The sequence below is a fragment of the Sinorhizobium terangae genome, assembly GCF_029714365.1.
Taxonomy (GTDB): Bacteria; Pseudomonadota; Alphaproteobacteria; order Rhizobiales; family Rhizobiaceae; genus Sinorhizobium; species Sinorhizobium terangae.
This window is the reverse complement of record NZ_CP121659.1, coordinates 1,930,676-1,955,221: the sequence shown is the minus strand read 5'-3', so window position 1 is coordinate 1,955,221 and position 24,546 is coordinate 1,930,676. Positions and strand designations below refer to the sequence as shown.

The 24,546-nt window shown below is 60.6% G+C and carries 20 protein-coding genes and 3 pseudogenes; 10 read left to right on the top strand and 13 right to left on the bottom strand.

The window, feature by feature from the left end:
* The first annotated feature begins 141 nt into the window (after nt 1–141).
* Entirely contained in the window at nt 142–3,330 is a 3,189-nt protein-coding gene (locus tag QA637_RS09325; RefSeq protein WP_283064826.1) for a cation-translocating P-type ATPase, read from the top strand.
* A gap of 273 nt (nt 3,331–3,603) precedes the next feature.
* On the opposite strand, the gene QA637_RS09320 is transcribed toward QA637_RS09325, so the two are convergent.
* The gene (locus QA637_RS09320; RefSeq protein ID WP_283064825.1) at nt 3,604–4,110 is read right to left on the bottom strand and encodes a hypothetical protein; all 507 of its coding nucleotides are present in this window, start codon (nt 4,108–4,110) and stop codon (nt 3,604–3,606) included.
* A 317-nt stretch (nt 4,111–4,427) separates the two neighbouring features.
* The gene (locus tag QA637_RS09315) at nt 4,428–5,726 is read right to left on the bottom strand and encodes a DUF445 domain-containing protein (RefSeq protein WP_153442797.1); all 1,299 of its coding nucleotides are present in this window, start codon (nt 5,724–5,726) and stop codon (nt 4,428–4,430) included.
* Between the two features lie 240 nt (nt 5,727–5,966).
* Between QA637_RS09315 and QA637_RS09310 the strand changes: the two genes are divergently transcribed.
* The 4 genes from QA637_RS09310 to QA637_RS09295 all read left to right on the top strand — a co-directional run bounded on the left by QA637_RS09310 (nt 5,967) and on the right by QA637_RS09295 (nt 10,703).
* A complete protein-coding gene (locus tag QA637_RS09310; protein ID WP_153442800.1) occupies nt 5,967–6,545 on the top strand; it encodes a hypothetical protein in 579 nt (192 codons plus the stop codon).
* A gap of 579 nt (nt 6,546–7,124) precedes the next feature.
* Nucleotides 7,125–8,240 (top strand): acyltransferase family protein, encoded by a 1,116-nt coding sequence (locus QA637_RS09305; RefSeq protein WP_153442802.1) that lies wholly within the window; start codon nt 7,125–7,127, stop codon nt 8,238–8,240.
* Nucleotides 8,241–8,670: 430 nt separating this feature from the next.
* Nucleotides 8,671–9,720, top strand: coding sequence for a LysR family transcriptional regulator (locus QA637_RS09300; RefSeq protein WP_283064821.1), 1,050 nt, complete (start codon nt 8,671–8,673; stop codon nt 9,718–9,720).
* Between the two features lie 302 nt (nt 9,721–10,022).
* Nucleotides 10,023–10,703 (top strand): hydrolase, encoded by a 681-nt coding sequence (locus QA637_RS09295; protein WP_283064819.1) that lies wholly within the window; start codon nt 10,023–10,025, stop codon nt 10,701–10,703.
* A gap of 259 nt (nt 10,704–10,962) precedes the next feature.
* Here QA637_RS09295 and QA637_RS09290 read toward each other — a convergent pair.
* The 3 genes and pseudogenes from QA637_RS09290 to ampC all read right to left on the bottom strand — a co-directional run.
* A pseudogene (locus tag QA637_RS09290) lies at nt 10,963–11,839 on the bottom strand (RcgR family putative quorum lactone hydrolase); the annotation flags it as partial.
* Nucleotides 11,840–12,191 (bottom strand): annotated as a pseudogene (locus tag QA637_RS09285) (RcgA family putative transporter); the annotation flags it as partial. It abuts the pseudogene before it with no gap.
* A 21-nt stretch (nt 12,192–12,212) separates the two neighbouring features.
* Entirely contained in the window at nt 12,213–13,361 is a 1,149-nt protein-coding gene (gene ampC / locus QA637_RS09280; RefSeq protein ID WP_283064818.1) for a class C beta-lactamase, read from the bottom strand.
* 428 nt (nt 13,362–13,789) lie between these two features.
* On the opposite strand from ampC, the gene greA reads away from it, so the two are divergent.
* On the top strand, nt 13,790–14,275 hold the full coding sequence (greA, locus tag QA637_RS09275) for a transcription elongation factor GreA (RefSeq protein WP_283064816.1): 486 nt from the start codon (nt 13,790–13,792) through the stop codon (nt 14,273–14,275).
* A gap of 39 nt (nt 14,276–14,314) precedes the next feature.
* Here the strand turns inward: greA and QA637_RS09270 are convergent, their stop codons facing one another.
* The 4 genes from QA637_RS09270 to QA637_RS09255 form a co-directional block, all read right to left on the bottom strand.
* Nucleotides 14,315–14,773, bottom strand: coding sequence for a pyridoxamine 5'-phosphate oxidase family protein (locus QA637_RS09270; RefSeq protein ID WP_153442809.1), 459 nt, complete (start codon nt 14,771–14,773; stop codon nt 14,315–14,317).
* A 274-nt stretch (nt 14,774–15,047) separates the two neighbouring features.
* On the bottom strand, nt 15,048–15,383 hold the full coding sequence (locus QA637_RS09265) for a hypothetical protein (protein WP_153442851.1): 336 nt from the start codon (nt 15,381–15,383) through the stop codon (nt 15,048–15,050).
* Between the two features lie 6 nt (nt 15,384–15,389).
* Nucleotides 15,390–15,704: a hypothetical protein gene (locus QA637_RS09260; protein WP_153442811.1), complete on the bottom strand. Its 315-nt coding sequence runs from the start codon at nt 15,702–15,704 to the stop codon at nt 15,390–15,392.
* Nucleotides 15,705–16,062: 358 nt separating this feature from the next.
* The gene (locus QA637_RS09255) at nt 16,063–16,746 is read right to left on the bottom strand and encodes a LexA family transcriptional regulator (RefSeq protein WP_283064813.1); all 684 of its coding nucleotides are present in this window, start codon (nt 16,744–16,746) and stop codon (nt 16,063–16,065) included.
* A 784-nt stretch (nt 16,747–17,530) separates the two neighbouring features.
* On the opposite strand from QA637_RS09255, the gene QA637_RS09250 reads away from it, so the two are divergent.
* Nucleotides 17,531–18,046: a helix-turn-helix domain-containing protein gene (locus QA637_RS09250; protein WP_153442815.1), complete on the top strand. Its 516-nt coding sequence runs from the start codon at nt 17,531–17,533 to the stop codon at nt 18,044–18,046.
* Between the two features lie 247 nt (nt 18,047–18,293).
* Nucleotides 18,294–18,914, top strand: coding sequence for a hypothetical protein (locus QA637_RS09245; protein WP_153442817.1), 621 nt, complete (start codon nt 18,294–18,296; stop codon nt 18,912–18,914).
* A gap of 168 nt (nt 18,915–19,082) precedes the next feature.
* Here the strand turns inward: QA637_RS09245 and QA637_RS09240 are convergent, their stop codons facing one another.
* On the bottom strand, nt 19,083–19,439 hold the full coding sequence (locus tag QA637_RS09240; RefSeq protein WP_380784563.1) for a hypothetical protein: 357 nt from the start codon (nt 19,437–19,439) through the stop codon (nt 19,083–19,085).
* Between the two features lie 221 nt (nt 19,440–19,660).
* A pseudogene (locus tag QA637_RS30985) lies at nt 19,661–19,898 on the bottom strand (hypothetical protein); the annotation flags it as partial.
* A gap of 120 nt (nt 19,899–20,018) precedes the next feature.
* Between QA637_RS30985 and QA637_RS09235 the strand changes: the two are divergent.
* Complete coding sequence (locus tag QA637_RS09235) at nt 20,019–20,543, top strand: BA14K family protein (protein ID WP_153442821.1); 525 nt, start codon at nt 20,019–20,021, stop codon at nt 20,541–20,543.
* 400 nt (nt 20,544–20,943) lie between these two features.
* Nucleotides 20,944–21,408 carry a BA14K family protein gene (locus tag QA637_RS09230; protein WP_283064939.1) on the top strand — a complete coding sequence of 155 codons (465 nt, stop codon included), beginning with the start codon at nt 20,944–20,946 and terminating at the stop codon, nt 21,406–21,408.
* A 279-nt stretch (nt 21,409–21,687) separates the two neighbouring features.
* Here the strand turns inward: QA637_RS09230 and QA637_RS09225 are convergent, their stop codons facing one another.
* A complete protein-coding gene (locus tag QA637_RS09225; protein ID WP_283064810.1) occupies nt 21,688–23,127 on the bottom strand; it encodes an IS1182 family transposase in 1,440 nt (479 codons plus the stop codon).
* Nucleotides 23,128–23,330: 203 nt separating this feature from the next.
* On the bottom strand, nt 23,331–24,464 hold the full coding sequence (locus tag QA637_RS09220; RefSeq protein WP_283064938.1) for an alpha-hydroxy acid oxidase: 1,134 nt from the start codon (nt 24,462–24,464) through the stop codon (nt 23,331–23,333).
* Nucleotides 24,465–24,546: the final 82 nt, after the last annotated feature.

The window sequence follows — 24,546 nt, the reverse complement described above, 5'->3', positions numbered from 1 at the left end:
CGTAATCATCACATCGCCGGCAGCCTGCCGCATGTTTCTTGAATCGTAGCCGGTTCACCGACATGCAGCAATTCAACTTGCTACAGCGCCCATCCGATAAGACGCGCGGTGCTAGAGAAGCTGCCGGCGAGGGACGGTCGTATGCCCCAAATGGCAACAGGTGGGCCACGCAGGCGCGAAAGGCCCGGGTCGAGCAGCGGCGGCGCACACGGTCGCCAAGGCGACCTTCAGGATCAGCCGCAAGGTGTGGCCGTTGCCGATGCCGTTGCGCCGACGCCTGTCTCCATCCGGCTGGTGCACGCCGCGGCACCCGGGAGAGCGCGTCTTCATATCGATGCGCTCGTGGAAAGCAACCAGGTTCAGAGATTTCTCGAGCGTACTCTCCCTGCGATTGGCGGCGTTTCCGGTGCCGCGGCGAGTCCGCTCACCGGCAATCTGCTCGTTCATTACGATCCAGCCACGCCACTCGAGGCGATCATCGGGCGGATCATCGAGCTCCTGCAAAGCGGCATCGGGCCGTCCGACGACGATTCCCGTGACAAAAAGGGCTGGCACCATCTGGACACGGAAGCGGTAGCGACCGACCTAGCGACGTCCCGCACACGTGGATTATCCGAAGACGAGGCGCGGGAGCGCCTGGTGGCTGCGGGAAGCAACGCTCTACCAGCGCTTCCAACGCGCTCCAACCTCGGCATCTTTCTCGCCCAGTTCGATAGCGTACCCGTCGCGCTGCTGGCCGGTGCGGCGGTCGTCTCCCTCGTCACCGGAGCCTTGCTCGAGGTCGGGGCGATTTTGGCGGTGATGGGGGTGAACGCCGCCATTGGCTACAGGACCGAGACCGGAACCGAGCGGATCATCCAGAGCCTGAACCTGCCGGCGCCGCAGGCCGCGAGAGTAATTCGCGATGGCGATCCGCACGAGGTGGCGGCGGAGACGCTTGTCCCGGGCGATGTTCTGATGCTGGAGCGCGGCATGGTGGTGCCGGCCGACGCGCGCCTGTCCGCCGTGCGCGGACTGACCGTCAGCGAGGCGGGATTGACCGGCGAGAGCATGCCGGTCCGCAAATCCGATGCGCCCGTAGCCGTGACGCTTCCGCTCGCGGAGCGGACCAGTATGGTCTACCGCGGCACGGTGGTGACGGGCGGGAGCGGCACAGCCATTGTTGTGGCGACGGGCGCGCGGACCGAGATCGGAAGAGTTCAACAGCTCGTCGGCGCAACCTTGGCGCCGCAAACACCCATGCAGCGGCAAATGGGCGAACTGGGGCGACAACTCGGATGGCTGACGCTCTATGCGGGCGGACTCATTGTCGGCATCGGCTGGTTGCGCGGGATCGCGCTCTACCAAGCCGCCCGATCGGCCTTGTCCGTTGTCGTGGCCGCGGTTCCAGAGGGTCTGCCCGTGCTCGCTGTTACGACACTCGCGCTCGGTGTCGAGGACCTGCGACGACGCAATATTCTCGTGCGCCGGCTCGAAGCTGTGGAGCCGATGGCAGCCGTGCAGGTCGCCTGCTTCGACAAGACCGGCACCCTGACCTTCGGCCGCATGTCCGTGGAAGTCGCCGTCTGCGGAGACCAGATTTACCAGGCTGGAGAGGGCAGTCGGCTCGACGGCCATGATGATGCCGTGGCGCACCCAAACGGAAACGACTGCTTGAGAAGGCTGCTCACGATCGGCTGTCTCTGCAGCGAGGCGGAGGTCGAGGCAGACGAAGGCGACAGTATCCTCAACGGTTCGGCTACCGAGAAGGCGCTCGTCCAGGCAGCGATCGACAGTGAAATTGACGTTGCCGCATTGCGTCGAGGGTTCCCGAAGGTGTCTCTGCAGCAACGCACCGAAACCTACCGTTTTATGGCGAGCGCGCATGCCAACAACGGTCGCCTGCTTCTCGCCGTGAAAGGAAGCCCTCTCGAAGTTCTCGATCGCTGCCGGTGGGAGGGACTGGCCGGCGGTGGGCGCAGGCCTCTGACGCCGGAGCGCCGCGACCGGATCGAGGGAATCAACGCCGAACTGGCGGATCGCGCGCTGCGGGTTCTCGGTTTTGCCTATCGCGATGTTGGCGACGAAACGCAAGACGAACCGGCGGTTGCGGAACTGACATGGGTTGGCCTCGCCGGCCTGGCCGATCCCGTCCGCCCGGGTTTGAAATCGCTGATGGCGGAGCTTCATCGGGCCGGACTCCAGACGATCATTCTGACCGGCGATCAGCGGGCGACGGCCCGAGCCGTCGCCCATAAGGTCGGCCTGAACGGGACGGGAGACATTGACATTGTCGACGCCGTCGACGTTGACCGCATGACGGAGGCCGAATTGGCGGTTGCGGCGCGCCGGGCGCAGGCCTTCTCGCGCGTCAGCCCCGCACAGAAGCTCAAGATCATTCGTGCCCTGCAGCAATCGGGAGCCACGGTGGCGATGATCGGCGACGGTATCAACGACAGTCCGGCGCTGCGCGCAGCCGATGTCGGTATCGCTTTGGGTCGGGACCCGTACGCAGCGGCACGCGAGACGGCGGACGTCTATCTCGCCACGGATGATCTGGGCGGCCTCATTCCGGCAATCGAGAGAGGCCGCACCACCTTCACGAATATCCGCAAGGCGATACACTATCTCTTCAGCACGAATTTCAGCGAGGTCCTCGTCATGCTGTGTGGCATGGCCGTGGGCCTTGGCGAGGTCCTCTCGCCGATGCAACTCCTGTGGATCAATCTCATCTCCGACGTGCTGCCGGGACTCGGTCTCGCGATGGAGCCGCCGGAAGCCGCCGGCATGCAGGACGGGCCCATGGTCGCGGACAAAGCCCTGCCTGGAGTCCAGAATCTCGCCTCGCTCACCAGCGAGGCGGCGCTGCTCGGCTCAGGCGCCATGGCGGCAGGCCTCTACGGCGCGATGCGCTATGGGACTGCTTCGCCGATCGTGCGGACCATGACCTTCGGCGCTCTGGTGACGGCCCAACTGCTCCATGCGATCACCTGCCGCTCGTCCACGCGTAGTGTTTTCGATCGCGGATCCAGCCCCGCCAACCCGGCACTCACGGGCATTCTGGCCGGTTCGGTGGCGGCGCAGTCGGCTGCCTTGTTCGTGCCCGGCATCCGCAGACTGCTCGGCCTCGCACCGCTCGGCATCCTTGATGCAGGCATCATGCTCGCCGGCGGAACGCTTCCGTTTGCAATCGCCGAGGTGCGCAAGTCGGCTCTCAGCGCCAGCACGAGCCATGCGAGCGCGCCGCTCACCTTCACGCGAGCGCCAATGGCGCCTGCCAATGAGTCCCGCCCCAGGCTGTTGGAGGCGCCGGCCAACGTGTCATGGCTACGTCCGCATGGTGCGAAGTAACCAGACGCCACATCACATGACAGCAGCTCAATTGGTTTGGGGATGCTTTTCGCCCTCTTTCCTGTGACGAGAACACGAATGAGGGCAGGGGGTTGCGGCACCGCGACCGGCTACTGCATGATCCTTAAATCGGAATCGATTTAAGGATCATGCAGCCATTCAAATTGTTACAGCGACCTTAGCGCGTCCGATTGGACGCGCGGCCCTGTAGGCGCGCGGCATTTTCGCGGGTTCCCTTCAAGACGGCGTTATTGATGGGGTGGATCGAAACAACTACGCCGCGGCGGGAAGGCGTTGCTCCGCAATTTCCAGGCCGGCCGGTGCGACAGGCGTGGCTGCGGGGCCCGCGAGCCAGAGCGCAGAGCGGGTTGCTGCCTCGACACCCAGTTCGACCATCAGACCTCCCGGCTGGCGCGAGATCAACGCCAGCGCGACCTTTACGATCAGCGCGCCGAGATCCATTTCGCCCCCTGACAGCGTGCGAATGTGTGCATCGATCCGCGCGACAGGCGGCAGCGTCTGGCGCTCGCAGACGGGTTCAGGTCGGGCATTTGCGAGATCGAGCCCGTGGTTCAGGGCGGTCACGTCACACGGTTCGTTATGCTCGATCAGAACCGTTGCGGTGAGTGGGTTGACCTGGACGGCGAGAACGCCTTCGCAGGCTAGGAGATTTGCCCGAAGTTCGTTGAAGTACGCTGCGTGATGTCGTCGTGCCGGGATCCTGATGCGCACTCGCCCCCGTGCGCGATGGATGATCTGGGCATAATTTCTGCTCGGCATTGCTCGTCTGCTCATCGTGTTCCGGAATTTCCAGCCCCACATGGGGTCCGCGTTGCGGTCCATATAGGCCGCGAGCATGACAGTATGACTACAGTCGGAATGGCCTTTAGCGCCGCGCGTTCAATCGGATGCCACAGTACACGACAGCAGCCAGCTTCTGCCTCGTTGGTTGGGTACGGCAATGCATCTCCTCCTGCCCTCGTTCCAGGCGAAATACCAATTGAGCTGCCGTCGCGTATTGTGATCGGACGCGCAAAGGTTGCTGTCGCATCCGATTTGAGCAGCCATGCAGTAGCCGCTCCGCACGAAGAATGCGGCTACCCGATCAATTGAGAGGTGAGAAAGATAAGGCTGCCGGCGAGGGCGCCGACGATGGTGCCGTTCATGCGGATGTACTGGAGATCGCTGCCGACGACGAGTTCCAGGCGCTCCACGAGCGTCGGACTGTCCCAGCTTCTGACGACTTCCGTCACAAACTTGCCGATCTCGTGACGCCAGGAGACCAGATATACGGCGAGTTCCTCCAGAAACGCGTCCATATGTTTCAGCATGGCCTGGTCGGTCGCAAGCGTCTTGCCGATGAGCATGCAGATCTTCTCAACGGCCGCGCGTGCTTTCGAGGTTGGCTGCGACAGGTCTTCGAGCATCACTCGCGAGGTCTCTTGCCAAACGGCGGCGACCCAGGCCTGAACATCCGGATGCTCGAGGATACGATTTTTGGACGCGTTGATCTGCTTGCGCTGCTCCGGGGAATTGATGAGCTCATTGATCAGATGGGCGAGCGCCTCGCGAAACTTAAATCGCACCTCGCTCTCCGGCTCCCTGAGGTCGTTGAGGAGATCGGCACAGCCGGTGATGATCGCGTCGGCAATTTTCCGGTTTATGGTCTTCGGGATCCACCAGCGACTGCGTTGCTGAACCAGAAGGTAGATCTGGTCGCGGTTGTCTTCGAGCCACTGGGCGGCGACACCCAGGACGCGTTCGAACAGGACATCCGCTTCGCCGCTTGCGGTAACCATGTGAATCACGCGGCCCATGACGGGCGCGATATCTGTTTGCCGGAGCTGCCTGCCGAGCGTGCGCCGGACGAACTCGCGCAGGTCGTGACTATCAAGAGAGCGAACGAGGTAGGGCATCGCTGCGACGACGGCGTTTGCGATGACCGGTGCAGTCTCCGGGGTCGACAGCCATCTCGCAAAACGCTGCGCCGCGTTGGCGCTCTTGAGCTTGCGCAGCAACACTTCCTGGGTCAGGAAGTGACGTTCAATGAAACGGCCAAGGGTCTGCCCGATGCGCTCCTTGCTGTTCGGGATAATGGCCGTGTGCGGAATGGGAATGCCCAACGGGTGCCGAAAAAGCGCCGTCACCGCGAACCAATCGGCAAGCCCGCCGACAATTCCCGCCTCGGCCGTGGCGCGAAGCAGCCTTGTGGCGAAGCCGGGGTCGGCAACGAAATGTGTTCCGACAAAGACGGCGCCCATGGTGACAAGAAGCGATGTCGCCAGGGTGCGATTGCGCTTGAGGCGCCGCCGCAGGAAATCTTCGGAACGAGGCGGCGGTAGGGTGCCTGAAGCCGGGGTTGGGGTATCAAGTGATCGAATGCGATCCGGTGCCATGGCATAACCTCTCTGATCGACGCGCTGCCGGGGCTCAGCCTACAGCGACCTTTGCACGTCCGATTGGACGAGCGGCGCCGTAGAAAACTTTTCAACACCCGACAACCACAGAATCAACAAGCATGGCAACAGCTGCTATAATGTTCGTTCGGGCGTGGATCGCTGCCCGTGGTCAGGCGTGGGTGTCTAACGATACCCTGATACATCCGTGTTGGTCACCCTTTGGGGGAGATGGACGACATGCTGCCGATCGCCTTCCTTGAACATGAGTCACCCGGGCGCGTGCGCCTGAAAGTTCCTTCCAAGCGTGGCGATGCATCATTCTTCCAGGGCGTCGCGCGGGATCTCGCCGACAACGGCGTTATCGCCGAGCTGAAGACGAACCATCAGACAGGTAGTATCACCATATGGCACTCGAGTGATATCGACGCGCTCCGCGACGACGCCGCGGCCCGCCGTATCTTCGAGCTTCGTGCCGAGCGACCCGGCACACTCAGCAACCGCGCCGTCGTGCGCGCGCTGAAACCCGTGGGTCACACCGGTCTTCTCAAGGCGGCTGGCGCGGGGCTTCTCGGGTTCGGTCTTTTGCAGGTCTTGCGAAGGCGAACATTGGGCCCTGCAAGCGAATTCTTCTGGCATTCTTACGCAGCGCACCGCCTCCTGGGGAGCCCTATGTTGTCCTCGGCTCTGGGAGGGATCGGCCTTCTGCAGCTCATGCGGGGGCGCGTGCTCGGATCGGCTTCGGGATTGTTGTTCTATGCCGTGGTGGTTCACTCCCTAGTCCATGCCGTCGAGAAAGAGCGCGAGCGCGCCGAGTGACAGACTCGGCCCAACGTCGGCTACCTGCGTCTTTTCAGCCGCACAAAGTCGCTGTAGCACTTTGAATTGCTACGGCGCTTTCATGAGCCTCTGACAGGCGTCACCTGTTCTTCCATCACCCGTTTCTCGCCATGCTTTCGTGGAGGCGAGATCTGAGAAAGGCTGAGGCAGGTAACGGAGGTTTGTCGAGACCGCTGGCCAAATAGGACCAGCTTACAGTCCTTCCACATTTCAGTTAGGGGCTGGCAGATTCTAAGACCTTTGCGTCCGTCTTATAAGACTAAAGTCCGTGGCGCGGAGCAGCCGGCTCCCGTAAACTCCTATTATAGTAAATAGGATGACCTCTGGTGTCGGTCTGTGCCAAAGGCATGGGCCGTTTTTTTTCTGCATCCAGTAGAAAAAACTACAATACCCAAAAAAGCATCCAGAATGCCCTTGCCATGTAAAGAATGTAGCCTCGAACGATTGTCCGCGTACGAGGCTAATAACTTACGCCACCCTTACTAGACCGTTGGATATATTTACAAATCTTGGTGGGAATGTGAAGTTTCGGCTGCAACTCACTCAGGATGCCAGGCGTTGGTCGACCTGATCACAAAACCCAGTGATTCCGCGGTTGAACTGCATGCTACGCTCTTGACGAGTGGCCATCTCGTCTACATCCACTATTTTCGTGCAGTGGCAATTCTTCAGATTCTCGTTCTGCATGCATGTCGTGTCTTCATGCTGCGGGGCTTTGACGAGCAAGTTCCTCCGTCGAATCGCTTCTTAATCGTGAACGACATTCTGTTTCATGACACGACGATGTATTTGGCGATAATATCCGGAATAATTTATTCAACGCGTCTTTCAAAGAGACCCACCTTTCTGTTTTACAAGCAGCGATTCCTAAGAGTCGTCGTGCCATATATCGTGATGTCTATGCTGTTCTCGACGCTACTATTCTTCAGATGGAACGGCGTTGAGGGCATCCACGATTTAATCGCGCTCACAAAGTTTCTTTCCTACAACGTTCTTTGGGGCGAAGCTCAAAACACCTATTGGTATATCCCGGTGGTTGTACTGCTCTACGCGCTCAGTCCGATCCTTCATCGGCTGCTTACCACTGCCGCGAGATACCCGATGCTAATTGCGGCCGTTACCTTGCCGCTCTTTTTCTCTCGGACAGGAACCGACGTCACGATCGCCACGTGCATCTTCTTCACCGGCACCTACGTCATCGGCCTGTACATGGGTGAGGACGTGGAGGGACGTTTGGGCGCGATCGCCCGATATCTGCCGCTGCTCGGCGTTGTTGCGGCTATCACGACGGCTTTACTCTGGTTCCTATACACTCATGGCATAGACAAATGGGGGCCGACATCGCTGCGGGAGAGCGTACATTTTGTCCAAAAGCTCGCTCTTGGCGCTCTCATCCTGATCTGGCTTTGGCGACGGTGCAAGGACCTTCCCCTGGTGGTTGCACGCACTTTGGATCTGGTCGCATTGAGTGCTTTCGGACTTTATCTGCTGCACGGCTTCGTTTTTCGCATCTGTCTTCGGATCGCGTCCGCTGTTGTTGCATCACCCGATTCGACCTGGAACTTGATCGGCGGAGGAGCCATCATCTTCTGTCTCGGATTGCTCAGCTGCCTAGTGATCATCTTCCTGTTGCGCGTACTGCTCGGCAAGCATTCACGCTTGTTGGTTGGCTGAAGCGTACCGATCGCAAACGCTGCATGATTTATCCTTAAATCGGAATCGATTTAAGGATAAATCATGCAGCAAATCAAAGTGCTACAGCGGCCTTGGCGCGTCCGATTGGACGCGCGGGCACTGTAAAGCGCGTCGCGTTCATCGGACGCATGCGACACGCTTTAGGTCACTGCTTTTATGCGTGTCGCTCAAAACCGCTGCGCACTTTTGGGCGACATGTATTAGCCCAAAACATGGGAGGACAGGTGCAGGCCCGCCGCCCTTCAACCTCTTGTTCGCCTCGCTCGGCGCCGGTACCGCAGCGACTCTCAAGATGTACGTCGCGGAGAAGGGCTGGCAGCTCGCGTCTCTTGATGTGGAGCGTCCGCATTGTAGAGGGGAATGCCATTGATGGTCCGCACCTCGAGGGTGGTGTCACCTGGCATGAATAATGCGGCCGCGCAAGCAGGCCGCGGGGCTTCCCATCGAAGTTATTGTTCGATACGGTAGAACGATGCGATGGCGTTTCGACGATATCCTGGCGTTTGTTCGCGTGATGGAGGCTGGCAGCATCACGGCCGCCGCCGAGCGCATGAATCTATCTAAGTCTGTCGTCAGCAAGCGTATCAGTGATCTGGAGCACGCTTTGGGCGTCGAGCTTTTTCTGCGGTCGACCCGTCAGGTTCGACCGACAGAAAATGGCGAGGCTTTCCACGAGCGCATTGTCCCGCTGCTGCACGAGATCAATGAAACAGCAGAAAGCCTGTCAGCAAAAGGGCAGAGGCCCCTGCAAGGGCAGCTCCGCATCACGGCACCAATGTCGTTTGGTATCATGTATCTCGGTCCGTTGATTGCAGAATTTGCGCGGCGCCATTCTGAATTGGAGATGGCCATCGATTATGAGGATCGTCTCGTTGACCTCGTTCACGGCGGTTACGATCTTGGCATCCGCATAGGGCATCTGAAAGATTCTCGCCTGAAGGCGCGCAAGCTTTGCGAATGTACGCGGCTCGTCTGCTGTAGTCCGAGCTATGCAAAGGCACACGGGCTTCCAAAGAGTGTCGCCGAACTCACCGAGCACACCTGCATCGATTACGCCTACGTTCACGCCAATCGCATCTGGGATTTCGAAAGCGAAAGGGCCGGTGGGAAGCCCGTATCGGTCACCATGCGTAGTCGAATCGTCACGAACAATGGCGAAGCAATGAGAGATATGGCGGTTGCGGGGGTGGGGATCGTATCAATGCCGATGTTCCTCGTAGCCAAGGAGCTGCGCGAAGGAACGCTTATCCCGGCGCTGCCCCCTGGCACCGTGCAACCCCCTTATACGATAGCCGCGATCTATCCGCCAACACATCACGTATCTACAAAGATCCGGATGTTTATCGACTACCTTGTGAAATTCTTCACCCCGCCGCTTCCTTGGGAGGGGCTGATGGAAGTTGCTGAGCAGTCGCCATTGCTGGCTTCGCGAGTGTCGGCAGACGAAGACGCCATCTAGAACGGTTGCCGTATCGCGTCTGGCTATACCCTTGGCTTGTACTGCGGGAAGGCGCTACCTTACGATGCGCTGCACGCCGGCAGCCCCTTTAAGGCTTCCGACATCACCGACAGCTACCCGACGCTTGCTGTGATAGCGTCGCTGGGGGCCCGATTGTTCGATCTGCCCTGACACAGGGTTCTGTAAGCGCAACTAGTCTTAGTCTAGCAAAGCGGTTTCAACTCGCGTTAATTTAGCTCGCGCCCCTTCAGTTCTAGAAACACACCAAGGCGCCACCACAGCCCAAGAGGAAGGATTACTCCATGACCGCACCCGCTAATTTCAATGGGGCTCGTCCGGTGATCGACCCCAAGGACGCCGCGATGCTGTTGATCGATCATCAAAGTGGTCTCTTCCAAACCGTGGCCGATATGCCGATGCCGGTATTGCGTAATCACGCTATCGCGCTCGCCAAAATGGCCACGCTCTGCAAGATACCGGTAATTACAACAGCGTCTGTTCCGCAGGGACCCAATGGCCCCCTGATTCCCGAGATTCATGAGGCCGCACCGCACGCTCAATATGTCGCGCGCACGGGTCAGATCAACGCCTGGGACAACCCAGATTTCGTTGAGGCTGTGCGAAAGACTGGAAAGAAGACGCTGATCGTCGCAGGCACGGTCACGAGCGTATGCATGGCGTTCCCCGCAATCAGTGCCGTTCAGGAGGGCTATAAAGTATTCGCGGTTGTCGACGCCTCTGGCACCTACTCCAAGATGGCGCAGGAGATCACGCTGGCTCGCATCGTGCAGGCTGGTGTCGTCCCGACAGACACCGCCGCTGTCGCGTCTGAGCTGCAGAGCACTTGGCACCGCGACGATGCCCAGCAGTGGGCCGAGCTGTACACCCTGATCTTCCCGCCCTACAAGCTGCTGATCGAAAGCTATGCAAAGGCGCAAGAAGTCATACAGAAGAACGAGCAGCTCGACTCCAGTCGCGCATAGGCACTCTCCAACCTCAATCGGAGAGCTGACAGCACTATCAAGGCGACGAATGATGCGAGGCCGCCGTGATCAACGATCTTCCGGCAGGACCAAAACATCGATTTGAATTGCGAAGTGAGAAGGACGTGACCGTTGATCTACGCGATCTAAGGTGGGCACTGGTCACGTCCCAACACCGCAGCCTGAGGCCTTCTGCGGCTTTCGGTAACAGGGTCACTCTCTTTGCCAGCGACGATCATGTCACCTTCGCAGTAAACGGCATGAATTTCTCCGACAGCTCTGGCAAAACCACTTTGTCTCTCTCAGCCAACACAACGTGAAGATCGAGACCAGGCCGTGCCAGATTATGCGCGTAATTCTCCAAGTTGAGCGGACTCCATGCCTTTCGGAGATCGGTGAGCTCAATTACGGGCTCAAGGCTGTCACGTATCGATTGGGTCGCGCGCCCCCCGTCCAAACCATGTCTGCGAGACTACCCGCCGTCAAAAATAATGAGGCCTTCGATACACCCGGATCATGCGCAGCGATCAATCCCGCAACCCATGAGCCAAGGCTCATGCCGAGAACCGAGACCTCTCGATAGTCTTCGCTCTTCAGCCAGCGGATGAGCTTTCGCCCGTCCCATACGGCCTGCCTTACAGATTGGATCGTTCGGCCGAGATTCGAACTAAGCATATAATCGGCGTACAGCGAGCCGGGACGGCTGCGCTCGAAGTGATAAGGCATAGCAATCTCGACAACCGTGATCCCACGCTGCGAGAAAACTTGGCAATCTGACGATTTCGGGCGCTGGCATTCCAGTGATGAAAAATCACCAATGCCTGATCGAGCGAGCCGCTCTCGGTGATTTTTGCCCAAACGACGTTGTTCTCTTCGACGTCAGTAGAAATGCCCGATGGAAATCTGAGCCACCCATCGTCCCTTTCAAAGCCCTGAGTGCTCCCGCTCGGCTCATCGTAAAAGCTTGAATCAGACAGGGCCTGGTCCGCAAGGACACAAAACTCGTCGATGGTTTCTATCCTCTTCTCGCCCGGAATGGCCCTGCCGGCGTCGAGAATGAAATCCGTTACTTTCTTCGCTTCCTCACCGCGCCGCGCCCGCCGCTCGTCCCAACGATCAAGCCAATTATGATACACCTGGTTGCTTCCTAACTCGCTTGCTCGCCATCGCCCAAACTCTGGATCAAAGAGACCGTACGTCGCGAGCAGCACTCCAACGCCGACGAGGATCGAAAAGCCCTCAAAGGCATCGATCAACAAGTAGCTGGCAAAGAGCAACCCTACGACTGCAGACATCCTCCGTAGAGGCACGCGAAACCGCTTTCCGACACCCAAGCGGATGGAACCGTACAGAAAAACGATACAGGTCGAAATGGCGACTAGGAGGCTGCTGTAATGCGTTGGCATCCTATAGCTAAAAGCTATTGCCGCCGTCGTGGCGCTCATACATGGTCGAAGACATATCGTGGGCTATCCAGGTCACGATATCAGATCATTATGAGTCTATGCCCTAGTTCGAAAGCAGCGCTTCGATCAGGGCATAGGTTGCCCGAACTCGCGCTTCATTGGGATAGTTCCTGTTCGCGAGGACGACGATACCGAGGTTCTCGCGCGGAAGCAGCACGACATAGCCGCCGAAGCCGTTCGTCGATCCCGTCTTGTTGATGATGACATCCTTCTGCGGGGCAAGCGCCGGCTTGATCCTTTCTGCCTTCTGCGGATGAAGGATGAAATCATAGCCGTTACCCGCCACCATCGTCTCGAGATCGACGGGCCAGGGGTACTGCTCCCAGATCATGTCCTGCGTGAATTTGGCGGTTCTGAACTGGCCTTCCCGAGTGCGCTCAACAGCCGCTTTCAACTCCGGGGAAACGGTCGCGTTTCCGAGTTCCACATCCAGGAGCTTCAGCATGTCGCGCGCGCTCGATTTGATGCCGTAGGCTTCCGCGTCGAGGACGCCCGGGGTGACGCGGATCGGCTTGTCGGTCTTGCGCTCGTAGCCGAAGGCGTAGTTGTCCATCGCCTTGGCGGGCACGTCGATAAAGGTGTTCTCAAGACCGAATGCGGGGATCAGCACCGTCTCGACCGCCTGCGTATAGTCCATTTCCATCGCGCTTGCGGCGATGTGGCCAAGAAGGCCGATGCTGATATTGGAATAGCTGCGCGTTCCAGGCTGTGGCGGCTGCCAGTCCTGGAGCCAATTCACGAGCTCTTTCGTGTCCGCGATGTCATCGGGAACCTGCAGCGGCAGCCCGCCGGAATGATGGGTCGCGAGATCCATGAGTATCATGTCGTTGCCGATCGAGCAGGCGTCGGCGCACAGATGGCGGGAAACCTTGTCATCCAGGGATAGCTGGCCGCGCTGTTCGGCGAGCGCCGCCAGCGTCACGTTGAAGACCTTGCTGATCGATCCCAGCTCGAAAAGCGTGTCGGGGTTTACCGGACGGTTGTCGGCACGTGATGCGAGGCCCGTCGCATAGAAGCCATGCTCGCCGTTCTTGGTCATGCCCACGACGAGCCCGGGAATCTTGTATTCCTCGATGACGCCCGCAAAGGCGGCGCTCGCTTTCGACTGGAAGGCGTCTTCGTTTGCCGCAGCGGGCGAGAAGGGGAGCGTTGAGACGATCAGGCTGAAAGCTGCCAGTTTTAGGCTTGTCATTTGTGACCTTTCTGTCGGCGACGAATCGGGTGGTGGATATCTCAACCTCTGCTAGAGGGCAAAGTCATGACAGAAATGTCGAAGTGTCTGGCAAATTGTGGACGCGCGGAGGTTGACGGTGGAGATCGGCATGGGCGCCGGAAGCGGACGCTGGGCACCGGGCGGGATTCCAGTCGCGCCGGCGATCGGAAACATCGTATAGTAGGCATCCGCATCGGCCACTGGTCGGGTCCGTGGTCGCCGCATCCGGATTCTGACAACGCTGTTGTTTTCGCCGGCGCTGTCAGACATCGCGTCCTTGAAAAGACGCAATTCCCGGACGGAAAACCGTTACACCCTTTTCCGGGAATTGCTCCTCTAGACTGCGCAATTCCAGATGGAAAACCGCTATACACTATTCCTGGAATTGCTTTAAACGGAGTTCGATCGTGAGCGTTGCCTTCGTCAAGGAAGAAAGTGCCGAAACGGCTGCGGAAACCCTGCTGCCCGACCGTGCGATTTCACCCCATCCGAACCTGGTCACGGAAGCGGGATTGAAGGCGCTCGAAATGCAGCTCCGGCAGGCGCGCGAAGCCTATGATGCGACGAACGCGATCGAAGACGTGAACGAACGGCGGCGGCAGGCGGCAAACCCGTTGCGCGATCTGCGCTACTTTGCGGAACGCGTTCGCTCGGCCCAGCTTGTGCCCGACCCGACATCAAACGACACCGTTGCCTTCGGCAGCACGGTCACCTTCAGCCGTGACGACGGGCGTGTGCAGACCTATCGGATCGTGGGAGAGGACGAAGCCGATCCTAAGGCGGGATCGATTTCCTATGTCTCGCCGGTCGCAAGGATTCTCATGGGCGAAGCCGTCGGCGATGTCGTCGGCGTCGGCGATCAAGAGCTCGAGATCATCGCAATCTCTGCATGAGGCGAAGGAACGGCCCCGGAAGAGAGGCTTAAACGGCATTTATACCGGTTCGCCCGCCATCGCCGCGCGGCCGGTGATCTCCTCGATGTCTATGCAATAGAAAACATGCGGGGAGGCGTCTGCGATCGGCTGCGGGCCGGGCTTCAGGCCGCCCGGCTCCCACCAGTTGACGTGCTTTTCGAGGAGCGACCAGGCATGCAGGCGCTCATGGCGCCATTGATCGGTATCCGGCAGTTCCAGGTAGCGGCCTGAGAGGACGACGCTCTTCCACTGGTTGTGGCTCACAAGCTCGTCGACCTCGACGCAAACGCAAGGATTGTCGCGCATCCACTCGATCTTCTGTCCGAGCATCGAGAAGCCGTAGAGGCATCGGCTGGCGAGCGCATAGTGGATCGGAACGATATAGGGCCTGCCCTCCCGGCAGCAGGCGAGCCGGCCGAGGCGGCCCGAGGCGACGAGCGCGATACATTCCTGCTCGGTCATTTCCCTGACGAACATGACACCCCTCCTTAACGGCAGCGCCGCGCGTCTTGTCGGACGCGCAGGGGATGCTGCAGCACTTCGCGTTGCATGTCTTATCCTCAAATCGGCTGCGACTTAAGGAAACATACAGTTGGTTTCGGATCGCGCACTCTTCCCGGAGCGCTCTCTATACCATCCATGAAAGAAGCTTTTAGTCGCTCGCCGGGGCGCGCACCTTGATGCCGATCAAGGAGACGCAGCGAAGGCGAAAGTGCGGGGCAGGGCCTCGCTGGCCCTATTCTTATGCCGGCTACCGTTCAGCCGGGCTTGCTGGCGCGGCCGAGCGGCCCGATACGAGCGTCAAGCGAGGGGAGGCGGGCTTTGTCGCTTGAGGGGGCGCGATGCCGGCGGGCTTCGGCGCGTTCCCCGTCGCATCACCCAACGTTGGCACAACATGCAGGGCTTCGACAGTCCCATAGGCGGGCTCCCGTTCGAGCGCGGTAGCGATCTTCTTCAGCATTTCCCTCACACGAAAGGCATGCCGGGCGGCGGCCTCGGCTTCGGTCGCATAATAGGCGGCGCTCATCGCCTCGATCAGGTTCAAGGCGGCGAGATTGACGACGGCGTAGGTTTCGGCGCGCATCATGACCACCTAAAACTGCTGGCGATGATTGTGGGTGCCGACCTGGCGCTGGTCGCGGCCGGTGCCACCTACGGTAAATTCGCGCTCGTGGTTGAGCGCGAAGAAGGCGTCGTCAGTGAGCTCGGAGGCGGGCAGGGCCTCGCGCTGGAACACATTGCCATCGGCGCCGAGATGCCAGGCAAGCGAGGCGAGGCTGGAATAAACACTCGCCAGAAAGGTCTTCAGCGCCTGCTGGTTCTCGGCATCGCTCGATCGGCGAAGATCGGCGGCAAAGAGTTCGTCGATGTGGCCGTGCAGGCCGGATTTTATCATGAGGATGGACATGCCGGCGCGCTCTCCCGGTCACCGATGGGTCTGGCTGCCGCATCGGTCGTGTTGTTTGTGTTGACCGCAACATCGCGTGCGACTTTGTCTATGTCAACACGGATCGTGTTGTTTTGGTGTTGTCGACATGGAATTTTGTTCGATGGGGGAATCAAGAGCGGCGCGGGGCGCATCCACGCAGCTCAACTGACTTGATGGGGGCAACGGGCATTCCCCGTTCCGTCATCCTCGGGCTTGACCCGAAGATCCAGAACCGAGTCACCGCTTATGTTCAGGGCGCCATCTGCTGTCCGTGTTCGGATCCTCTGGTCAAGCCCGAGGATGACGGCCGGTAGGGTGAGGCGCCGCCACCCGCGCCTCACGCGTTCCCGGCGAGTGCGATGTAGTGGACCGAGTGGACGGTGTTGGCGTCGAAGCGGAGTTCCTTTGGCGGGTTGAACTGCTCGAGCACCAATTCGGCGGTGTTGTGGCGGACGAACTTCTTGACGTAGGCGAGCAGCGCGCCATTTTCTTCGAGCCGGATCTGGGCGATCACGTAGTCGCCGCGCCTCACCGGACGTTTGGGGTCGACAAAGCAGACCTCACCGTCCTCATAGCGCGGATACATGGAATCGCCGGAAACCGAGACTGCATAAGCGCCGGAAATGTCCGAGAGGATCGGCGGCGCCATGACTTCGTACAACACATTGCCATTCATTAGGAATTCACCATCCACTCCGCCGACGGCTTGGCCGAAGACCGGGATCTTTTTGCCCTGGCCCACGATCGGGGTGACACTCGTGCCGTTCGGCTTGTAGACGCCCACTGGCTCCACGGGCGCAGCACTGTTGCCGGTCCGGCGGTCGCCCTCCAGCAGCCAGTACGGATCGACATTGAAACGGCGGCCGTAGATCTTGGCTTCGGCGAGTTCGAAGTCGTTCTGACCGTTTTCGTGGGCGCGATAGGTCGAGGCGACGACGCCAAGCGCGTTCGCGGCATCGGAGGCAAACCGATAGCCGGCCTTCCGGCGCGCCTCGCGCAATCTTTCAGCTTTGTCGCTCATGGCTCGGAACATGTTTCTTGCTCGTGGTTCGGAACATATCGACATGAATAACACAAATCATGTTGACATGACAACATGAACAATGTCATTCATGCCGACATGGAAACGCGAACAACGGAGGATGGTGATGAAGAGGCGGCAGCGTAAGATTTTACCGACCTTCGTCCGGTGCGCGCCTTTCAAGCCTTCGGCGGTGCCCTAGATCAGTCTTGTGGAGCATCTACTGCGATGCGCGAAGGGGGACCGAGCGGCGTCGGCAGAAGGGCGCCACGCACGATCTTCCCCGGCTTTGAGGTGTGGAAAAGCCCGCGCCCCGTGGTTCTTGGGAGTGTGGGGTGCAGACGGAAACCGCTTCGCACTTTTCCTGCACTCCTGAGGTTTCTTGGGGGGGCGGGCTGCAGACGGAAAACCGCTTCGCACTTTTCCTGCACCCCGCAGAACTGATCGCCGCTCTCCTCCCCGGCGGTCAGCGCGAAGCCCTGCCGGCTGGATCTCAACCGACAGGGCTTCGCACCCGAACCAGACGTCGCCGACCGCGGCCGAGGGAGTTCCCGCCGGTTGGCTCCGTGCGGGAATTCGAGAACATCGATGGATGGCGGATCGCGGCGCCGGTCTCGACAAAAATGATGGCGAAGACGGTGCAGGTGGCTGTGTCCGTCGACCGCTTCGTGCAGTTACCATGTCGGTTGAGAAAAACTTAGCCGGCAAATGAATTGAGCCATTGTTGGGCTCGCAGAACAAGGGCCGGCAAAGAGCGCGCCGGCAGGGGAAACAGCAGAGAGGAATGACGAACCCTTCGGAAGAAACACAGTCGCAACTGGCACGGCTCAGCAAGCACTACGGCGCCGTGCGCGAACGGCTGGTCCGGCCGACAAACGCGGTCGTTTCGGCGGCCGCGGCGGCGGAGCTCGAAAGGCGGGTCCAAGCGCTTGCGAGCGACAACGCGGCGAAGGCGCGGCGGATCGCGGCGCTCGAGACGGAGCTTGCCGATGCCGGGGCGCGGCTGATCGCCCAGGCGCAGGTGCTGCTTGGACAGCGGGCGGGCGAGGAGGCCGAGGACGGCGACCGGCCGCCGGTCGAGGAGATCGTTGCGGCGGTGCTCGAACGGTTCCCGGGGGTCAGCTGGGAGGACATCATCAGCGTGCGGCGCGAGCGCCGGCTGGTCGAGCCCCGGCACGCCTGCATGCGCGCCGTCTACGACGCCCGCAAGGACCTCTCGCTACCGCTGATCGGCCGCATCTTCCGCCGCAACCATGTGACCGTACTCGGCGTCGTCCAACGGCGATCCGCGGAGGCCTGAGCCGGTCGTGGCTTGGCGATCGGCGTAAGCGTTTCAAGGAGTTGCGCTTGATTTCAGAGAAATCGATTCACGTGCTCCGCGCCCGACTGGGACGAGACGGACGGACATTTTCCTCACCGTGCTCTCCTATCGCGCGGCGAGGAACGGATGCCGGGAACCACTTTTCCTACCCCGCTTCTTGTTGACGCGGGCTAGACGCAAAACCGCTTCACACTTTTCCTACCCCGCTTTTGAAAGGACCCCGAAAATGACGAGCAAAGCCCACAAACTGCGTGCAAAGCGCAAGGCCCAGCTTGGACGCCCGCGCAAGGTCAATGCCGCGCGCTTTGCCTGCGGCAAGATCCGGCCGGAATGGTCAAGACAGGAGAGCGAAAAGGAGATGATCGCGGTGGCACTGGCGGCGCGCAAGCGCATGCACGGGCTGGACACAACGAGCGCCTTTGCCGGCTACACGCTCGGCCGCCTGTTCCTGGACGGGCGAATCACCGCCGAGCAGCGCGAGGCGGGCGATGACTATGCCGTGGCGATGGCGCGCTATTATCATCGGAACGGCATTGCCTACCCGAGCGTGCGGGCCCAGGCGCTCGATCGCGTCGCGGGACACCCGGGCGAGACGACCGAGGAGCGCGCGCGGATCGCGCTGAAGGCCGCCGATCGGATGATGCGGCTCGACAGCGTGCTTTCCGGATGCGCGGAAGGACGGCAGGTGAAAACCACTGTCTTCAACGTCTGCGTCATGGACTATGAGGGCCTGCGGCTGATGCCGGAGCCGCAACTCGCATGGTTGAAACGCGGCCTCAACGCGCTGCTCTTCGACAAGGGCTTGCGTGAATATGGAGAGGGCGGTGCTCTGTTTGAGCAATTATAGGAATATTTTCCTTGACACTGGCAGTTTCCAGTGTCTGGAGCAGCCTCCTGCCACAGCGCCGCGCGTCTAACCGGACGTGCAAAGGTCGCTGTAGCGCTTTGAATTGCTGCATGATTTAAATCGATTCCGATTTAAGGAATCATGCAGCAATGACGACATCCCACAGCCTCACGGCGCTGTTGGCGGGGGCGTGATGCCCAGGTAGTAGTCGTTCTGGTGGCTGCCCTGGTATTCGTTGGTGTAGCGATCGCGGGCCGCCCCCAGGTTCGCCGGCGGAATCCGATAAGAGCGCTGATAATAGATGCTGCCGGTGGGCATCGGATCGACGTAAACGACGTCCGGTGTCGGATCGGCGTAGTAGATACTGCCTGTCGGCGCGCGATCCACATAGTACATGTCGGCAAGGGCCGGTGCGGCCGCGCCGACAAGGGCGGATGTGAGGACGAGTGTTTTCAGAGATACTCTCATGGCATTGCTCCTGTGTCCGTTCCAGCATCCGGCCACAGCACGGACGCCGTGCAGCATGCGCCCTCTCTCCGGCGCCCGAACGTCACTTCCGACGCAAAAAGGCCACCTCCCGCATTTTACCCCTAAAACGATCCCGGTTTAAGGGAACATGCAGGACGAACGCTGCGGTTGAGACGATAACGCCGTAGCGGCAAGAGCGTTCCCGATGGTCGGCGCGGGCGTGACAGGGCGTTCCTCAGTTGGCATGATTTTTCGCTCGGCCGTAGCCGCGAATTTCCTCATTCCCCGTGCTTGTTGTTTAGCCCCGGGGACATGGCGGACACCTGTTCGGATACATCACTGACGGATTGCGTTGGTCAAGTTGATTGTTGCGATGTGACGGGCAGCGAAGAAAACGCCGTAGTGGCCGTCGCGGTCGAGCGGGCGTCTCGCGAGCAAGATATCGCAGTTTTTTCGCGGTGGGTCGCGCGGTACCGTGATTCGGCCATTATTTGAACGAAATGCTTTCCTGCTGCTTGCGTAATTGCTTGAATCGAAACCGATTAAGGACAAAAATATGCAGCAGACTTAGAGTTCCGCAGCGCCGTTTGCGCGCCACGTTTGACGCGCGGCGCTGTGGAGGAAAAGGTGAAGCCAATGAAGAGGCTATCTATCATTGCCTTGTCGCTGGCGACGGCGCTGACGAGCGTGCCGCCGGCCATGGCGTTTCCCACCATTTCCGCTCCGACGGCCCCGAAGATCGGGGTGCCGGATGTGCAGCCGGTCCAGTACTGGCGTCATCGCGGCGGACACAGGGGCGGATGGGGCGGCCATCACGGCGGCCATCATCACCACCATGGCGGCGGCGACGATGACTGGGCCTGGGCGCTCGGCGGGCTTGCTGTCGGAGCGCTCCTCGGCGGCGCGCTGGCGCAGCCGAGTTATTACGGCCCCGGCTACTACAATGGCGGCTACTACGATAGCGGCTACTACAATGGCGGCTACTACGCCCCGACCTACCGTCCGCGCTACTACGCGCCGCGCTATTACCGCCAGACCTATTATGGTGGCAATGCGCACACGAACTGGTGCTATGCGCGCTACCGGTCCTATCGGGCTTACGACAACACGTTCCAGCCCTATTACGGTCCGCGCCAGGTGTGTGTCTCGCCTTACTATTGACGGTGGATACGGGTGACCCGTGTGCTGAGGGTACCGCGCGTTAAAACACACGCGCGGGGGATGCTATTTCCTTGAATTCGGCGGCGCGCAGGAGAGCCGCCCCATGCCGCGGCCGACGAGGCAGCAGCGAGTGGACGCGCGGCCCTGCAGGTCTTGAGGGGGAGCATTCAGTAGCCAGCCTACTGCATGTTTCCCTAAATCGTGCCCGATTTAAGGAAACAAACATGCAGCGCTTCAAAGTGCTACAGCGCCCTTTGCGCGTCCGATAAAACGCGCGGCGCTGTAGGCGAGAGAGCTTGCGGGGTCGCGCGGCCTTTCAATGCCAGATGGTGTATATTGACGGGGGATCAATTCTGCCGTGAGAAACGTTCCTTCATGAAGGAAGGGAAAGGTGAAGCCCGTGAAGATTGCAGCCACCATCGCACTTGCGCTCCTGACCGCCGTTTCGGCCGCGCCGCCGGTCAAGGCCCAGACGCCGTGCATCGGCGTCTGCATCGGCGTGCCGCTCAGGGGAAACTATGGCACTAACTACGGCAGCGGCTACCGGGGCATGTCCCGCCACGAGCTTTTCATCGAGCGGGAATACCGGGACTTCCAGGTCAACCGTTATCCGAACTCCGGCGCCGCCGCGCGCTATCGCGGCCAGCCTTACGACATAGGCATCGGCCCGGGCGCGACCGTCGGCGGGCCGAAGCCGCCAGCACTCGACCCGGGACGCGTGCGCCGGCAGCAGCAGCTGATCCGCTACGACGCCAATGCCCATATGCGCTGGTGCCGCGAGCGCTACATCTCCTACCGGTCGACCGACAATACCTTCCAGCCCCACGATGGACCGCGCCGCGCCTGCAATTCGCCATATAACTGAGCGGGCAGGGGAAGCCAGCGGTGGCGCTTCGCGTGCCGGAGGCAGCCGGCACTATTTACATCCGCTTAGCGCCCCGTAAGCGGTCATTAATAGGCCGGCGGACGCACGGCTCGTTTCGACCCTGGCTGTGTAAAAACGCTGATGCCACGGCCAATCGTTGGATATGAGCGTAGCTCGAGCGTCATGGTCGGCGGTTTTGCTTTTGAGCGCGCTCCAGATGCTGAATTGGCCTCTTATCGGCCTTTGACGAGAGTTTCGTGCACGTAAGAGGCGAGGCGCTCACCCCCGTATTGCCGCCACCAAGGCCTTGGAGCCGATGATGTTCATGACCCGGGTCATGTTGTAGGCGAGGACGTGCAGCGCCATCTCCGCGCGCACGTTCGGCAGGCGCTTGGTGAGAAAGTGCGTGGCTCCCATCCATGATTTGATCGTCCCGAAGGGATGCTCGGCGGTCACGCGGCGTTGCCGCATCTTATCAGGATCAGCATCAAGCCTTGCCTGCATCGCCTCGAGATGATGCTCATGCTCCCAACGCTGAATGCGCCGATACTTGCTGGTCGTGCATTTCGACCTCATGGCGCAGCTTGGACAATTGCTCGACCAGTGGCGCCGGATCATCAGGCCCGCCTCTTCTCGCGTGAACCGGTAGATCAACCGTTCGCCGGCCGGGCAGAGATAGACATCCTCGTCCTTGAGATACCGGAAGTCCTGCTTGACGAAGAGCCCCTTGATCCGATTGCCCGACGTCATGGGCTTGGGCATGGTCACCGTGACCTTCTGCTCGACGCAGGCGAGAACCTCTTCGCTGTTGAAGTAACCGCGGTCAGCCACAACCTCGAGATGGTCTGCCTCAAAGGCTTGCTTGCTGGCCTTGGCCATGGTGGCAAGTTGCGCCCGGTCGTTGCCGACATTGGTCACCTCATGGGCGACGATGAGGTGATGTTCGGTGTCGACTGCGGTCTGAGTGTTGTAGCCGACCATGCCTGAGCCTCGGCCGCTGGTCGCCATGGACCGGCTATCGGGATCGGTGAGCGATACCTGCTGGTCGGGCGTTTCCAGCATCTCCCTTTCGATCTCCTTGAGCCGAACCATCTCCTGCCGCAGCCGTTCAACCTTCTCCTGCAGGCGCTCGATCTTGGCGGCATGAATGTCGTCGCGCTCCTGCCGGTCGGCGCTGTCCATCTGGTGGAGATATCGGGCAACGCTCTCTTCGATCTGCGCCATGCGCCGCGCCAGCTTGCCCTTGGTGAAGTTCCGGTCCCGGTTGTTGACCGCCTTGAACTTGCTGCCGTCGATCGCAACACTCGGCTTGGCGAGAAGCCCTATCTCGCGGCACAGCCGCACAAAGCCGGTACAGACCTTCTTGATGGCACCACCGTTGTCGCGTCGAAAATCGGCGATGGTCTTATGGTCAGGCACAAGACGCCCAACCAGCCACATCACCTCGATATTGCGTCCAGCTTCGCGTTCGAGACGCCGGCTCGACTGGATTCGGTTCAGATAGCCGTAGATGTACAGCTTGAGCAGGGTCGAGGGATGATAACCTGGGCGCCCGGTATTGCTTGGCTCACAGCGCACGAATCCGAGATCGGCCAGATTGAGCTCATCAACGAAGACGTCCACCACCCGAACTGGGCTATCCTCATGCACCCAGTCATCCAACTGTTCGGGAAGCAGTGTACCCTGGCTCCTGTCGACACCCTCGATATACCGCTTCATGAAGCCCCCTCGACTCATGTCAAAGGGTATCATGTTCGGCGTTTTTACACAGCCTGGACCCTTAGCGGTCATTGCTGCTCCGACTGCGGCCCGCCGCCTGCATGGAAGGCGTGGTCGCCGAAGCCGACCATCTCCACTCGAGGGGGAGATGGTCGGCAGACCAGAGGGGGCGCTGTCCCGCCGGCGTCTCAGCGCTCGAGCCCCTAATTCAGCACCCTCCCATCAACCTCCGCGACGCTCCGCGTGCCCGTCAGTGCCATGGTGACGGATAGCTCGTTGCGCAGGATTTCGATGGCTGTCGCCACGCCCGCCTCGCCGCCAGCGCCGAGGCCGTAGACATAGGCGCGACCGACCAGGCAGGCCCGGGCGCCAAGGGCCAGCGCTCGCATCACGTCCTGGCCCGAGCGCACACCGCCGTCGAACAGCACCTCCACCTCCGAGCCTACCGCTTCGGCGATCCTCGGCAGCATCGAGATGGTCGAGGGCGCGCCATCGAGTTGCCGGCCGCCATGGTTGGAAACCACGATGGCGTCGGCGCCGGCCTTGCTGGCGCTGCGCGCGTCGTCGACGTTGAGGATGCCCTTGAGGATCAGCTTGCTCGGCCAGATGCTCCGGATCCAGTCGACATCGCTCCAGTTCAGCGCTGGATCGAACTGATGAGCCACCCAGTCCGCGACGGCCGTGACGCTGTCCTCGCCCTTCACGTGGCCGACGAGGTTGCCGAAAGTCCAGCGCTTTGCCGTGAGCATGCGAGCAGCCCAACCCGGTCGGCTGGCAATGTCCAGGATGGTGCGCGGCTTCAGCGCCGGCGGCACCGAAAGCCCGTTTCTGACATCGTCATGGCGCTGCCCCAGCACCTGCAGGTCAACAGTGAGCACCAGCGCGCTGCAGCGGGCTTCTTGCGCGCGCTCGGCCAGCGCGCGCACGAAGCCGCGGTCCTTCATCACATAGAGTTGGAACCAGAACGGCTTGCCGACCGCTTGGGCAACGTCTTCGATGGAGCATATCGACATCGTGCTCATTGTATAGGGAATGCCTGCGGCTTTCGCGGCGCGGCAGGCGAGGATCTCCCCATCGGCCCATTGCATGCCGCCGAGGCCGATCGGCGCAAGGGCCACCGGCAGCGACACCTTCTCGCCGAGGATCGTGGTTGCCGTGTCGCGATGCTCGACGTCGACCAGCACCCGCTGCCTGAGCGTGATGCGCTCGAGGTCGGCGCGGTTGGCGCGCAGCGTCTGCTCCGCATAGGAGCCGGCCTCGGCATAGTCGAAGAAGACGCGCGGCACCCGGCGACGCGCCGCCCTGCGCAGGTCCTCGATGCAGGTCATATTTGTCATGAGCTTTGGCTTCACCGACGCTGCGTCGGCCGTGTCAGGCGGTGTTACGATCCCTGTCGGGACATCGAGCGCTGTGGGGACT

Coding starts and splice junctions, on each gene's coding strand:
- QA637_RS09325 (WP_283064826.1), top strand. CDS start 142: ATGCCCCAAATGGCAACAGGTGGGCCACGCAGGCGCGAAAGGCCCGGG.
- QA637_RS09320 (WP_283064825.1), bottom strand. CDS start 4,110: ATGCCGAGCAGAAATTATGCCCAGATCATCCATCGCGCACGGGGGCGA.
- QA637_RS09315 (WP_153442797.1), bottom strand. CDS start 5,726: ATGGCACCGGATCGCATTCGATCACTTGATACCCCAACCCCGGCTTCA.
- QA637_RS09310 (WP_153442800.1), top strand. CDS start 5,967: ATGCTGCCGATCGCCTTCCTTGAACATGAGTCACCCGGGCGCGTGCGC.
- QA637_RS09300 (WP_283064821.1), top strand. CDS start 8,671: ATGCGGCCGCGCAAGCAGGCCGCGGGGCTTCCCATCGAAGTTATTGTT.
- QA637_RS09295 (WP_283064819.1), top strand. CDS start 10,023: ATGACCGCACCCGCTAATTTCAATGGGGCTCGTCCGGTGATCGACCCC.
- ampC (WP_283064818.1), bottom strand. CDS start 13,361: ATGACAAGCCTAAAACTGGCAGCTTTCAGCCTGATCGTCTCAACGCTC.
- QA637_RS09270 (WP_153442809.1), bottom strand. CDS start 14,773: ATGTTCGTCAGGGAAATGACCGAGCAGGAATGTATCGCGCTCGTCGCC.
- QA637_RS09265 (WP_153442851.1), bottom strand. CDS start 15,383: ATGATGCGCGCCGAAACCTACGCCGTCGTCAATCTCGCCGCCTTGAAC.
- QA637_RS09260 (WP_153442811.1), bottom strand. CDS start 15,704: ATGTCCATCCTCATGATAAAATCCGGCCTGCACGGCCACATCGACGAA.
- QA637_RS09255 (WP_283064813.1), bottom strand. CDS start 16,746: ATGAGCGACAAAGCTGAAAGATTGCGCGAGGCGCGCCGGAAGGCCGGC.
- QA637_RS09250 (WP_153442815.1), top strand. CDS start 17,531: ATGACGAACCCTTCGGAAGAAACACAGTCGCAACTGGCACGGCTCAGC.
- QA637_RS09245 (WP_153442817.1), top strand. CDS start 18,294: ATGACGAGCAAAGCCCACAAACTGCGTGCAAAGCGCAAGGCCCAGCTT.
- QA637_RS09240 (WP_380784563.1), bottom strand. CDS start 19,439: ATGCTGCACGGCGTCCGTGCTGTGGCCGGATGCTGGAACGGACACAGG.
- QA637_RS09235 (WP_153442821.1), top strand. CDS start 20,019: ATGAAGAGGCTATCTATCATTGCCTTGTCGCTGGCGACGGCGCTGACG.
- QA637_RS09225 (WP_283064810.1), bottom strand. CDS start 23,127: ATGAAGCGGTATATCGAGGGTGTCGACAGGAGCCAGGGTACACTGCTT.
- QA637_RS09220 (WP_283064938.1), bottom strand. CDS start 24,464: ATGACAAATATGACCTGCATCGAGGACCTGCGCAGGGCGGCGCGTCGC.